This is a genomic window from Vibrio sp. JZG10 (assembly GCF_054064075.1).
The window spans coordinates 333,190-346,435 of record NZ_JBSUGE010000001.1 but is presented as its reverse complement, the minus strand read 5'-3'; the positions used below and the strand labels follow the sequence as shown (position 1 = coordinate 346,435).

11 protein-coding genes are annotated in these 13,246 nt (G+C 44.6%); 3 read left to right on the top strand and 8 right to left on the bottom strand.

What is annotated here, in order from left to right; genetic code table 11:
• Nucleotides 1-104 precede the first annotated feature (104 nt).
• On the bottom strand, nucleotides 105-1,793 hold the full coding sequence (locus ACWYVB_RS01590; protein WP_005395857.1) for an NAD-dependent malic enzyme: 1,689 nt from the start codon (nucleotides 1,791-1,793) through the stop codon (nucleotides 105-107).
• Nucleotides 1,794-2,007: 214 nt separating this feature from the next.
• On the opposite strand from ACWYVB_RS01590, the gene ACWYVB_RS01585 reads away from it, so the two are divergent.
• From ACWYVB_RS01585 to ACWYVB_RS01575, 3 genes are all read left to right on the top strand, one after another.
• Nucleotides 2,008-4,362 (top strand): helicase-related protein, encoded by a 2,355-nt coding sequence (locus tag ACWYVB_RS01585; protein WP_457527709.1) that lies wholly within the window; start codon nucleotides 2,008-2,010, stop codon nucleotides 4,360-4,362.
• Between the two features lie 288 nt (nucleotides 4,363-4,650).
• On the top strand, nucleotides 4,651-5,028 hold the full coding sequence (locus tag ACWYVB_RS01580) for a hypothetical protein (RefSeq protein ID WP_005377965.1): 378 nt from the start codon (nucleotides 4,651-4,653) through the stop codon (nucleotides 5,026-5,028).
• Nucleotides 5,029-5,357: 329 nt separating this feature from the next.
• Nucleotides 5,358-7,031, top strand: coding sequence for an alkaline phosphatase D family protein (locus ACWYVB_RS01575; RefSeq protein ID WP_457527707.1), 1,674 nt, complete (start codon nucleotides 5,358-5,360; stop codon nucleotides 7,029-7,031).
• Nucleotides 7,032-7,110: 79 nt separating this feature from the next.
• Here the strand turns inward: ACWYVB_RS01575 and ACWYVB_RS01570 are convergent, their stop codons facing one another.
• The 7 genes from ACWYVB_RS01570 to ACWYVB_RS01540 all read right to left on the bottom strand — a co-directional run bounded on the left by ACWYVB_RS01570 (nucleotide 7,111) and on the right by ACWYVB_RS01540 (nucleotide 13,096).
• Entirely contained in the window at nucleotides 7,111-8,214 is a 1,104-nt protein-coding gene (locus ACWYVB_RS01570; protein ID WP_457527705.1) for a phosphoribosylaminoimidazolesuccinocarboxamide synthase, read from the bottom strand.
• A 203-nt stretch (nucleotides 8,215-8,417) separates the two neighbouring features.
• Nucleotides 8,418-8,810, bottom strand: a complete 393-nt coding sequence (locus ACWYVB_RS01565) for a SulA-like leucine-rich domain-containing protein (RefSeq protein WP_048626264.1) — start codon at nucleotides 8,808-8,810, stop codon at nucleotides 8,418-8,420.
• 412 nt (nucleotides 8,811-9,222) lie between these two features.
• A complete protein-coding gene (locus ACWYVB_RS01560; protein WP_005377960.1) occupies nucleotides 9,223-9,405 on the bottom strand; it encodes a hypothetical protein in 183 nt (60 codons plus the stop codon).
• A 177-nt stretch (nucleotides 9,406-9,582) separates the two neighbouring features.
• Nucleotides 9,583-10,557: a J domain-containing protein gene (locus ACWYVB_RS01555; protein ID WP_085343154.1), complete on the bottom strand. Its 975-nt coding sequence runs from the start codon at nucleotides 10,555-10,557 to the stop codon at nucleotides 9,583-9,585.
• 76 nt (nucleotides 10,558-10,633) lie between these two features.
• Entirely contained in the window at nucleotides 10,634-11,293 is a 660-nt protein-coding gene (locus tag ACWYVB_RS01550) for an OmpA family protein (protein WP_005377956.1), read from the bottom strand.
• 217 nt (nucleotides 11,294-11,510) lie between these two features.
• Nucleotides 11,511-12,206: a DUF2786 domain-containing protein gene (locus ACWYVB_RS01545; protein ID WP_005395879.1), complete on the bottom strand. Its 696-nt coding sequence runs from the start codon at nucleotides 12,204-12,206 to the stop codon at nucleotides 11,511-11,513.
• 209 nt (nucleotides 12,207-12,415) lie between these two features.
• Complete coding sequence (locus ACWYVB_RS01540) at nucleotides 12,416-13,096, bottom strand: DUF3334 family protein (RefSeq protein WP_006742601.1); 681 nt, start codon at nucleotides 13,094-13,096, stop codon at nucleotides 12,416-12,418.
• Nucleotides 13,097-13,246 lie beyond the last annotated feature (150 nt).

Sequence of the window (13,246 nt, the reverse complement as noted above, 5' to 3'; positions counted from 1 at the left end):
AACAAAAAGAGAGAAGCCCATTTATGCCAAAATCTGGTTAGGATGATAAAAAAATAAAAGCCCCTACATGGTAGGGGCTAATTATTAAACGAAATGTCTCAAGCTTAAAACGCAGTGCGTTTGTAGCGACGGTAAACCGGCTGCCAGAACGATTGTTCAATCGCCACGTTCAATGCTTCATCAGTAATTTCTAATGCCACACCTTGTTCGATTGCCTTCTTACCAACAGCAAACGCGATCTTTTTCGATACCGAGTGGATCTCTTCCAACGGTGGAAGTAGCGCACCACGACCGTTGATTGCTAGAGGAGAGCATGTTGCGAGCGCACGGCTTGATTCCATTAACATTTCGTCGGTGACACGTTTTGCGTTTACAGCAAGTACACCAAGGCCAATGCCAGGGAAAATGTAGCTGTTGTTACATTGGGCAATAGGGTAAGTGCGACCTTCATGAACCACAGGCTCAAATGGGCTACCTGTTGCAACCAGTGCTTCACCATTTGTCCAACGAATGATGTCGTTCGGTGTCGCCTCTACGCGGCTTGTTGGGTTCGACAGTGGGAAGACAATCGGACGCTTACAGTGTTTATGCATTTCTTCGATGACTTCTTGGCTAAATAGGCCAGGAGCACCAGAAACACCAATCAGTACCGTTGGTTTAGCGTTACGCATAACATCGAGGAGTGAGAAGCCATTTCCTTCATTTTCCCACTCTTTCGTATTGGTATGTTTCTGCACCAAGCGTTGTTGGAAATCAAGAAGGTTAGGCATGCCTTCTTGTAACAGACCCCAACGGTCAACCATGTAAACTTGTGAGCGAGCTTGCTCGTCAGAAATCCCTTCCGATACCATTTGTGCGATGATCGCTTCTGCGATACCGCAACCAGCAGAGCCAGCGCCCAAGAAGGTGATACGCTGTTTAGACAGCTGAGTGCCTGCAGCTTTACAGGCGGCAAGTAGAGAGCCAACAGTAACGGCCGCCGTGCCTTGAATATCATCATTGAAGCAGCACACGCGATCTTTGTAACGCTCAAGAAGAGGCATCGCATTTTTCTGAGCAAAGTCTTCGAACTGGATCAAGGCATCAGGCCAACGGCGCTGTACTGCTTGGATAAACTCTTCTACAAATGCATCGTATTCTGCACCTGTAATACGAGGGTGACGCCAACCCATGTACATCGGGTCAGCTAAACGTTGTGGGTTATTGGTACCCACATCAAGCACGATTGGTAGCGTGTAAGCAGGGCTGATACCACCACACGCGGTATAAAGTGACAGTTTACCAATAGGAATACCCATGCCGCCGATACCTTGGTCACCCAAGCCAAGGATACGTTCACCATCTGTCACAACAATCACTTTAACGTTGTGATTTGCTGCATTATTCAGCAAGTCGTCAATACGGTCACGGTTCGGATATGAAATGAATAGACCACGACCACGGCGGTAAATGTTAGAGAAGTTTTCACATGCTGCGCCGACAGTTGGCGTGTAGATGATAGGCATCATCTCAGAAATGTGGTTTTGCACTAGGCGGTAATACAGTGTTTCGTTGGTGTCTTGGATATTACGCAGATAAATGTGCTTATCCATATCGCTTTCGAAACTCTTGTATTGCTGGTAGGCACGTTCCACCTGCTCTTGGATTGTTTCGGTGGACTCTGGAAGCAAGCCTTCTAAGTTGAATGAACTACGTTCTTCAGCAGAGAATGCACTGCCTTTGTTCAAAAGAGGGGTTGCTAAAAGAGCCGGACCCGCATATGGAATATATAGTGGGCGTTTATCGTTGTTCATTGGGTGCCTTATGTAGGGTTGAAGGATGCGCACCAAATTTTAACGGGTTCACCATTTAGTTGTAAACATGCGTTGATGCACATCAATGTAATGTCGCAAAAAAACTCAGATACCGCCGAAAATATCGGCAATATTGGTTGTTTAGAGATACCTAAAGCAGGATTTTTTTTACTTGGGTATAATGTTCTGCATCATCAAATCAAATCCAATTTCTATGTTTCAACTACCTATCGACAGCCTGCAAGCTGAGTTTGACCAACATGTGAACCAAAACCATCTCGTGGTGGAAGCCGAAACCGGGTCAGGTAAATCTACCCGTTTGCCTATGTGGGCGGCAAAACACGGACGCGTGCTGGTTATTGAACCACGTCGAATTGCTTGTACCTCGTTGGCTGAATATCTTGCGGAGCAATCTGGTGAGCCAATAGGTCGCAAAGTCGGTTACGCGATCAAGCTTCATGCCTACTTTGATGAAAAAACCGAAGTTGTATTTGTGACTCCGGGAGTCGCACTGCGTTGGTTTGCGGAAAACAAGCTAGCAGGCTTCGATATCGTGATAGTGGACGAATTTCACGAGCGACGCTGGGATATTGATCTATTAACCGCAATTTTGAAGCAAGAAAATCAACATCGGTTGATCGTCACTTCCGCTACGCTGGAGGGAGAAAAGCTAGCGTGTTACCTGAATGCGAAGCGTCTGCGATCTGAAGGGCGTTGCTTTCCAGTCACGGTGACACATCGTTCTTTAGACAGCCGTTATTTACCGAATAAGAAGGGATGTGAACAAGAGGTTGTCAGAGCGGTAAAAGAAGCATTGGAAGATGAAGGTGGCGATATTCTTGTTTTCCTGCCTGGACGCAAAGAGATCACCCAATGTGCTCAGATGCTACAAAGTTGCGGCGATGTCATGGTGGTCAAACTTCATGCCTCGGTTAGTGATGAAGAACGGCACCGCGCGTTAACTACGCAAAAACAACGAAAAGTCGTATTGGCAACCAATGTTGCGGAAACCTCCTTAACGATACCTAACATCCGAGTTGTCATTGATAGCGGCTTAGAGCGTCGAACCATTCAACGTAACGGTCGCACAGCGTTAACGCTGACCCACATTTCTAAGGCCAGCGCCGCGCAGCGAATGGGGCGGGCGGGCCGTGTTGCTGAAGGGGCTTGTATTCGTCTATATGGTGAACACGCGCCTTTAGAATTAGTGACGCCTCCAGAATTGCATAGAGAAGAGCTCGTCGAGCCCATGCTGGCAGCGGCTTGTTGTGGATACCGTCTTTCAACACTCGATTTTCTCGACTCAATTCCTCCAAAGTTGCTAGAGGCATCTCATTCGACGTTGTTATCCATGGAAGCGATTGATGAAGGCGGCAATGTTACGCAGCACGGTAGAAAAGTATACCCACTACCTATTGATGCACTGTTTGCCGATCTTGTTACCAGAATTCAAGCGAAGCCAGAGAAGGAAGCAATGATTGACTTGGCAGCAGCATTATCTGTGCCTGCGCAACTCTATCAGCGACAAAGTGGCGAAGTCGCTGAGCTTCTATCTCAAGAGGAGCCATACGGATGTGATGCCTCTTTGCTTATCCGTTTGGTCCGGGGGGAGCGACTTCCGGGCATTGTCATTGATGCCAGCGCACTCGAAGAGGCACAAGGTTTAGCAAAACAAATGCGAGAAGTATTTGAATTACCGGAACTTGACGTTGCCTCTCGATATAAACGTGAAGCGCTCTTTTTCTCCATCGCCTCATTACACCCTGAGCTTGTGTTTGTCCGACGAGCTCGTCGAAGAGATGCTCTAGGAAATGGCGTAGTCGAGATGCTGGTTGGGCGTAACAGCCGCTTTCCTGATAAAGAAGAAGCGGCCATTGTGCTAGATAGCCATAGCGTGCCAGGACGAGGCGTTAAGCAAACACTGAACCTCGCATCGGTCATGATGCCTATCCCGCTGACGTTGTTACGCGAACTTGAACTAGGGGAGTGGCAACAAGGCGAGACGAATTATGAAGAGGAGGCCCCAAGAGCAACGATGCATTTGGTCTACGCCGGGCGAACAGTCTGTTCTGAACATCAAGCGTTACAAGGTGATGTTGCTGTTCAGTCTATTGTCGAAATGATAGAAGACGAGACACTGTTACCAGGTTTTGCTTCTCAAAGAAAACAACAAATCCAACACTGGAAACTCTACAACGCATTGGGCCTTAATGTCGAAGGAGAAGAGGTTAACGACTTGGCCTCCTTGACATTTTCTAGCTGGTTAAAGGATCAGTTGGAAACATTAGGCGTTGAAAATGTCGATGATATGGCGTTGTTTGAAGCGGAAGACTTAACATTTAACGGTGTTCCAGAATGGGAATACGACGATTTCACGGAGCAGTACCCTTTAGAACTTTCGCTGCCAGAACTCCAACTGGATGTTGAGTATTACGCGTCTCGCAAGCTGGTACAGGTCATTTATCGAGAGGGAAACCGTAAGGGAGACCCGAAGCGCTGGGAGCTGCCACGCTGGGCTGGTTGGAAGATACAGTATAAAAAGGCCAGTCGAGTGATTGATGTGAAGTAGGTAGGCGGATGACGTTGTGACAAGAATGGATATTTTCTTGGTGAATCTATAATGATTTCATATTGATAGCGTTACTTACGTGTTGTTTTTAGTTTCTTAATTGAAATATTAATCAATTGAATGCTTATATATGGCGAAGCTGTACATCAGTTGTTACAAAGCTGGTTTTAATATTTCCTTTTGCATGTAAATTAGTGCATAAAAGACGAATGTTTTATATCCCATTGCTATATCAAAACAGTTGAACGATATTTGGTATATCTCATTTTCGAGTGTCGGGGGCATAGAATGGATCAACAAGGAAAGACGTGCATTGAATTCGACTACACTAGCTTTTTAGGGGCGACAGGTAGTAAAAAATGGACCTTCTTAGAGGCATTTGCCACCATCGCGCCTATTTTCGGTTTGATGTGGAAACAGAACATTGCGGAATTGAGCAAGCCTGAAGATCGGTTGTGGGATGCCGCATTAAAATCGATGTCTTCTCGTAAAAGTGATGAATCCAATTTGGTCCGCTTAACCCAGTTAGCTAAACATGAAGGGATCAACGAATTGCGAGTCGTTATGCCATATTCGCTCGATGTTCAGCAAATCGAGTACATAGAATCTCGCAGTCAGTTGAAGGTGGACACGTCAGAACAAGATGTCCTTAACATCAAGTTTTAGGCTGAGCATTTCCACTTCATCAATGTACCACTTAACAATAGTGCAATGAAAAGCGACCTCAAAGTAGGTCGCTTTTTTATTTTGAGGTTTTTGTCACAGGTCTTGGAAGTGTGATGAATATAGAGTATTTGCACTTAAATTAACAAAAATGTAACGTTTGGAAATGCAATTGTCATAACTAGCTTCTAACTTTGTGTTTTTAGGACAAATTACCGACTAAGTGGTTGGTACTGTAAGTTCGAATTAACGTCCCTTATTGGCACACAAGGATGATTGAGTCACCACGTCATTTGGGCATAAAAACAAACACAATAAGAAAGGAAGTCAATATGTCTTTGTCTCGTCGAGACTTTATGAAAGCTGCCTCTTCAACGGCTATTGTTACCGGGCTGGTGGGCTGTGGTAGCGATGCTAGTGAGTCTGTTGCGGTTACCTTTGAGCACGGAGTGGCGAGTGGAGATCCTACTCAAACACAAGTAATCATTTGGACTCGTGTTACGACCTCAGCAAGCTACGCAGATGTAAGCTGGCAAGTTTCATCTAACGAAAATTTTACTGATATCGTGCAAAGTGGCACTTTTGCCACAGACACGAGCCGAGATTTCACGGTAAAAGTCGATGTTCAAAATCTCAACGCAAATTCTCGCTACTACTATCGATTCATGGTTGGAGATGTCACTAGCGAAGTCGGGCAAACTCAAACATTACCAGAAGATGGTGTAGAAAAGGCATCCATGGCTGTTGTTTCTTGTGCAAACTATCCTGCAGGCTATTTCCATGTGTATCGAGAGATCTTAAATCAACATGAACAAGACCCGTTTGATGTGGTGCTTCATCTCGGTGATTACATTTATGAGTATGGGGCTGGTGGCTACGCTAGTGAAGATGCTGAGGCACTAGGGCGAGAGCCAAGCAAAGGCACTGAATGTATTACCTTAGATGATTACCGAAAACGGTATGCGCAATATCGCCAAGATGCTGATCTGCAAGCGTTACATGCGAGCCTACCAATGATTGCTGTCTGGGATGACCATGAGCTTGCAAATGATACTTGGAAAAATGGTGCGGAAAACCATCAAGAAGAGGAAGGCAGTTTTAATGATCGTCGTGCAGCTGCGGCTGCCGCGTGGACAGAATGGTTGCCCGTTCGTGAAAACACTTTCTCAAACATGCTGATTTACCGTCAGTTTTCGTTTGGAAGTTTAGTCAATTTGATGATGCTCGATACGCGACTTGTGGGGCGTGATAAACCGTTGGATTACTTCTCGCTCAGCTCTCCAACGATGGAAGCGATTGGCGGTTTAGTTGCTCAGTCGCGCAGTGAAGACCGAGAGCTGTTAGGCGCTGACCAACTCGCTTGGCTGATGGATGCGTTCAGTACGCACGACGCAACTTGGAATGTGCTAGGGCAACAAGTGTTAATGTCTCGTATGGAGTTGCCAAGTTCGGTTATGGCCGCGATGTTTCAATTGTTTACTGCCACTGAAGAACAAAAAACAGAGGCGTTATTAGCAGTAAACTCTGCGATTACGGGTTACCTCTCTGACCCAAGTTCAGATACCATTTCTCTCCCGTATAACCTAGATGCATGGGATGGTTACTACGTTGAGCGAGAGAAAGTTTATCAACTGGCCAAAGCCAGCAGTGGTAACTTTGTCTGCTTGGCAGGAGATACGCACAACGCATGGGCAAGTGAGCTTAAAGACGTATCTAAGCATCTTATCGGGGTAGAGTTTGCAACTAGCTCGGTGAGTTCCCCTGGGCTAGAGGCCTACCTAGCGTTAGATCCTGTTGCGATCGCTCAAATGGAATACACGTTGCCGCACTTAGTGTCAGAATTACAGTGGGCAGATATCAAACAGCGTGGCTTTATGCGCGTTACTTTTACGCCCGACAAGGCAGAGTCGACTTGGTATTTCGTATCAACGATTAAAGACAAAACATATCAGGTGACGACCAAGTCAGCCTCCACAACAGATGGCACTACGTTAAATATCGGCTAAACTGAGCCTAATACGAAAAAAGTCCGCAGGCTATTGCGGACTTTTTATTGGAAAGCGTTTAGCTAATCTAGCGACAGTTCTAGTCAATCAATCCGTATTCTTTGCTCAGAACTTCGATGATTTCCGCTTTCGGATTCTCACTCAAATGAATCGGCTTTCCTGTAATCTTCTCGGCAATACCAATGTAGGTGCTCGAAATCGCCATCAAAGATTCGACGGGTAAAGCATTATCACGAGCGAGTGCTTCGCGCTCTGGCATACGTTCTTTGTTTAGCAAGATATCTGGGTCAGGGAAGTGGTTAAGTAGGAACTGGCGGAAACCTTCTTTTGAGTTCTCTACGATGTGACCTGCTTGGTACTCTTTAGCATCCCATATACGAGACGAGTCTGGTGTACCCACTTCATCCATGTAAATCAGCTTTTCATTGCCAGCAGCATCATGAACATAACCAAATTCGAATTTGGTATCGACAAAGATTTGGTCGATTTCTTCTAACGCTTGGCTGATAACGTTAAAGCCTTCTTTCAGCAGTTTTTCGTAGAGTGCGATATCGTCGGCACTTGAGAAGTTAAATGCTTCGTAGTTGTCTACGATGCTTTGACGAGTAATATTCACGTCATCCGCCTCTGGCACACCGGGAATGCCTTTTAGAATGCCTTTTGTGGATGGGGTCATGAGCAACTCTGGCAGTGCTTTGTCTTTTTCTAACCCTTCAGGAAGTTGGATTCCACAAAACTCGCGCTCGCCATTTGCGTAAGCGCGCCACATCGAACCCGTGATGTATTTGCGGCAGATGGCTTCGATTTTTACCGGTTTGGCTTTTTGTACAATCCAAACAAAAGGGTGAGGAATGTCTAGAGTATGGCTATCTGCTAAGCCATTTTCTTTGAACAGTTTGAACCAGTGATTAGAAATCGCATTAAGCGCAGCCCCTTTACCTGGGACACCATTAAGACCACCTTCAGCATGCCAAATACAATCGAATGCAGAGATTCGGTCACTAATCACCATGATAGCCAAAGGCGCATCAGGAGCGACATCGTATCCTTTTTCTTTGATCAGTCGGGCGCTGTCTTCTTCAGTTAACCAGTAAACTGAACGAACTTTTCCGCTATGAACGGGTTTATGGGTGCGAATTGGCAGGTCGTCATTGACGGCAAGTACTTGATTAGCAAGGCTCATTGCGACATTCCTATCATCTTAATCAAACGTCAGAAAGAGAAGATATTCAGCAAAATGTGGGCGCTGAATAAATCGAATGTGGGCATCATACCAGAACTATTTTAACTCGCCAGAGAAAAAGCAAACGTTTGCTTGTTTTCTTTAATACAAAAAAAGCCCCCTTAAAAAGGAGGCGAGATGCAGGATGGATAACGTCGAACTTATTAGTGGTACTTATTAACTCTGCCTTCGACGAAAAAAACCTCACACTGATAGCGCTGCGCCATGTCGCGCAACATAGATTGATTCATAAGTGCAATTTTATTTGATGCAACAACAGCACTGGCATTGCCTGATCGGATGGCTTTGATCACGATCTCGACTTCTGAAAGCTGTTGAGAAGGCTTCATTTGAATCACGTTTCTACAGCAAATATTAGAAGCAGTGAGTTGTTCAAAGTCAGGGCGAGGGCAGTCTGCTGTAAACAAAATCCATTGTTTCTGCTGCGATAAAACAGCCAGCTTAGATAGAAGCTGATCCGAAACGGCCATGGGCTGAGTTGCTTGTGCCAATACGTTGTAACGAGAGTATGTATGAGATTGACTTTGTAACTGCATCTTACTGTTCCTTTATACATGCTGTATGTGTATACAGTAGTTTGTTTTGGCAACCTGATCAACCCGTTTCTCAAAAGCTATTTGCGGTTTTTTGAGAAGAAAATAAAAAGATTATATTTTAAGTGTTTGAATTTATTTGATTATTTTTCATTTCTGATATGTCTAACATCAATTTAAAAATGTGAGATGAGTAGCAAATTGGACGAGATACATACAGGGGTTCACTACTGTATATACAGGTGTTGTTTCACGGACAGTGGTTTGTATACAGTAGGAGAGGGGCTGATAACCGATGCGACATGCTATGTAGGATAGGAGGGAATACGAGATAGAGATTGGAAATAGGCTTGGGCGATCAAAAAAGCGCCTTAAAAGGCGCCTTTGAAAATCAGTTCCGTTGATTCCGTCTTGCTTAGCTCGCTCGTTGCAATCGTTCGCGCATTTGCAATTCGCCTTGGTTAAATAGGCGCACGTCGATTTTTGCCATGTCGTAACAAGCTTTACATGAGTAATGGTGCTTGCCATCTAAATAATCGTGACGAGTTACAAGACTAGGTTTTTTACACCAATCACAGGTGCCTTCTTCAGTGAACATTGATTTTCTCCCCACCTAGATTAATTTGAGTCGTTAGGTGTTATTTTGCGCTGAGCATTATGGCATAAAAGCGAGACTTAAGTTAAATGTCTGTTAATTTGTTTGAGAGGGAGATCGATTGCGGCGCTTGATTATATAGGTCTAAAAGCATGCTAGCCAAAGTATCTTGACCTGTTTTTACTGTTTTGTAACATTTTGTGAGACAAGCTTAAAGGCATGATTGAGTCGCTTCATTTCTTCTTCACTGCCTCTTGTGTCCGGATGATAAAGCTTTGATAGCTGTCTATAGCGTAGCTTTATTGCTTGTAAATCAGGGATGTGTTGTGGTGTGTAGCCAAACATGGCGCATGCGACGCTTAGCTTATGGTTCTCTGCCTGGGTTTTGGATTTCTTAAATTCTTTGAATACTTTCTCTAGCTGGCGTTTCAGTTGCTTGTTCGTAAACTCTAGCTCTTTAACTTTTGCCGCCATTCGCTGATTTTGGCTTTCCTCTTTGGCTTCACGCGCTTTTCTATTCTGCTTATGTTTCTTGATTACGAAGAAGCTTAAGCCGCTGATGATGAGTATCGCCGCTAGCCAGATCAGCCATAAAAACTGCGAGTATTCTACCTTGGGGTTTGCAACTGTGCTTTTCTCTTCTTGTGTTTGTTCAGCCTTTTTATCGAGCGACTTTATTTGCGAGACTTGTTTAGCTCGCAGTTGGTTGAAGCGCTGCTCTAACAGTTGATTATATGCTTGTTCTGCTGCTGGATTATGCTGAGAAGCCATTTGATACAAGGCTTCAGTCAATTGAGAAGTTGTGACCTTATCTTGATTGCGCTGAATAAAGTTAGCGAGAAGAAAGCCCCGATCGGTTGGGTCATTGAGTGCGATAGAGGTTAGCCAATATAACGCTTGTGTTTCATTTTTTTCGCCATTTATCCCTTTAGCAAAGTCGTTCGCGAGCTGTTTTTGCGCAGGGAGGTAACCTTGGTTGGCGGATTGCTCTAGCCAGTAGCGTGTTTCTGTTGAGGCTTCAGCTTTGTTTGATGCCAATAATTGTTGTGCGTACTCGTATTGTTCTATGGGGTCATTTGGAGCTTGAGAGGCAAGCGAGTAACCAGAAAAGCAGAGGCTAAATAAGCAGAGTAGGGCAGACGTTTTGACAGACATTGATATGTCAGGCCTAACGATTATGGTTAGGCCTGCTCCGGTAATTTTTTATTATTACCGCTATGGTGCAACCAAATTACTTCAGTGGCAAGATCTGGATTTCAACACGACGGTTGCACGCACGACCTTCAGAAGTTTGGTTTGAGCAAATTGGGTTACGTTCGCCGTAGCCACGTGCAATTGCACGACCAGGTGCAACGTTTTGAGATACTAGGAATTGACGTACGGACTCTGCACGACGCTCAGACAACGTTTGGTTGTATGACTCACTGCCCGTGCTATCAGTGTAACCGTCGATAACAAGGCTGGTATCTGGGTATTCAACCAAGATGCGAGCAACACCGCGTAGCGTATTATGAATGCTAGCATCAAGCTGGTAAGAGCTTGAAGAGAAGCCGATACCATTTTCCATACGCAGTAAAAGCTGGTTCTCACCAACACGCTGAACTTGTACACCAGAGTTTAGCAAAGCGCGACGCAATTCTGCTTCTTGTTGGTCAAAGTAGTAACCAACGCCAGCGCCAGTCGCTCCGCCTGCGGCCGCACCAATGAGCGCATGCTGACGGCGTTCTTTAGCGTCATCGCCCGTTGCTAGACCGATTGCTGCACCAGCGATAGCACCAATAAGCGCGCCTTGCGTGGTTGAGTTAGTTTCGTATTCACCCGTTGTTGCATTTTGGCGTTGAGTGGCTTGACAGCCAGTAAGAGCTAGCACTAGAGCTAGTGCAATAGGCATCTTTTTCAAGGGAAAATCTCCGTATAAAACTGAGGCGAAACCATGCCTCATAATGGGATGCGAATTATGAATAAGTAAGCATTGATATTTGTTATGAGAAAGTAAGATTGATAAGAGTTTCTGTAAGAAAATTCTTATCGTTACTATCACAACTTCAAAAAGTAGGTCCTAATAACATTAGAATATTGGAACCTACGTCAATCAATTGCTGTTCTGGTTATTTCGATGGATTGCCCAACATTTTACGCGCTTGCTCGCCGCCAACACCACGGTTAACGGAGACTCGTCTACCTTTCTTCAAGCCCACTTCGTAGTCTTCGGTTAGGTTTTTCATCGCTTCTTTCAGTTGCTTCTTGAAGGTTTCGCGGTCAATGTTTTGGAATTCTTTATCAATATAATCATTGATTTTGTTGGCCGACTCTTCGTCTGGGGAAATGACTGGAAGTTTCTCTATCGCGCCCTCTACCCAGCCAGATACAAATGAGTTCACGCGTCGAGTCACCTCTTGAGAAGAGGTGCCCGTACCTGCGAAGCTATTTCGGAATTGTCCGGTACTTTCGTTCATCTCGCGATAAATAATATCGAAAGCAAATGCAGCAAAAATCGCGCGATCTGCTTCACCGATAAACTCGACACGTTTGAGCCCTTTGTGATTCAACAACACCGCTTCAACACCGAATTTAGTGTTAATGCCGCGAATCACTCGCAATATGGTAGAACTGATATTCGCTGGTAGTAGGTGGGAAGACTGTGTTTTCCCCATTCTGATAAACTCAATATCGTCCTTATCCAGACCATATTTGAGCATGAGGCGATGTGCCATTTTAATAGCATTGGCAGCCTCATTAACATTAGCGGAATTGCCCAGTTCTAAGCACTTGGCGATTTTTTTCAGAGCTTTTTGTTTATCCATCGACAACCAGTAACGAAAGCAGAAAATTTATGAAGTCAGACATATTACCTTTTTTGACATAAAAACGAAATACAAGGTGGGAGTGAAGGTGGTTTATGGGCATAAAAAGAAGCCCCGCGGAAGGCGAGGCTAGGCGTTTTAGTTCGTCATAATCAGTATGAAGTCGTACTTGTGTCTAAGAAGCCATTCTTCATTAAGATTAGTTGGAATTACAATCCGAGCTGGTTGAGTAAATCATCGGCGTCATCGTTCGAACTCGACGATTTAGATTCTTTCTCAGCCATATTTTTACGTGTTGCTTCTAAAATATCGTCTGGATTTTCGTCTTCTGCGATTTCAAACTCTTCTAGTTGGATGAACTCAGTTTTGTCCATCGCCAACTCTAGGTAGAAAATGTTGTTATTTTCGGTGGAGAACGTCACTCGGCGAGCTTGAGGGCGATCAAGGTTGGTATCCACTTGTAGGATGACTTGCTTATTCAGCGCCATCATTTTTGGCTGGTTTTGTGTGATGTTCGTTTGCAGCTCTTTACGAATTTTATTGGTGAAATCTCCAACCAGTTGGTTCATTAGCTCACCCAGAACATCTCCCACCTCGTCAGAAGTATGAGATATTGCCAGTTCTTCTTCTGGCATACCCATATTACGCATGTAGTTGGTGTAGATCTCTAATGCGGCTTTTGCCGTAAAATTAATTACGACCAGCCCGGTAAACCCGCCATCAAACAGAACAAAACAGCCAAAATCTGGCTTGAGGCTAGTCTTGTGGATTTTTTGCACCATTGCAGAGTAATTTACTTGAGAAGATGTCGCCGAAGTTAGGACGCCAGAAACAGACTGGCAAAGTTTGAGAAGGATATCTTCAGTGGTCACAATTTTATTTTTTTTCATTCTGAAAACTCATCTAGAAACGCGATTCGTTCCCCAATGTAAGGCATCAAGCGTGAAAAAATAAAGCATAAGTTTAATTATTGTATCGAGATTCTGATTTGCTCGTCTTTTTAAATGTTGTAAAGTGACGAAATTCAAAGAATATTACTT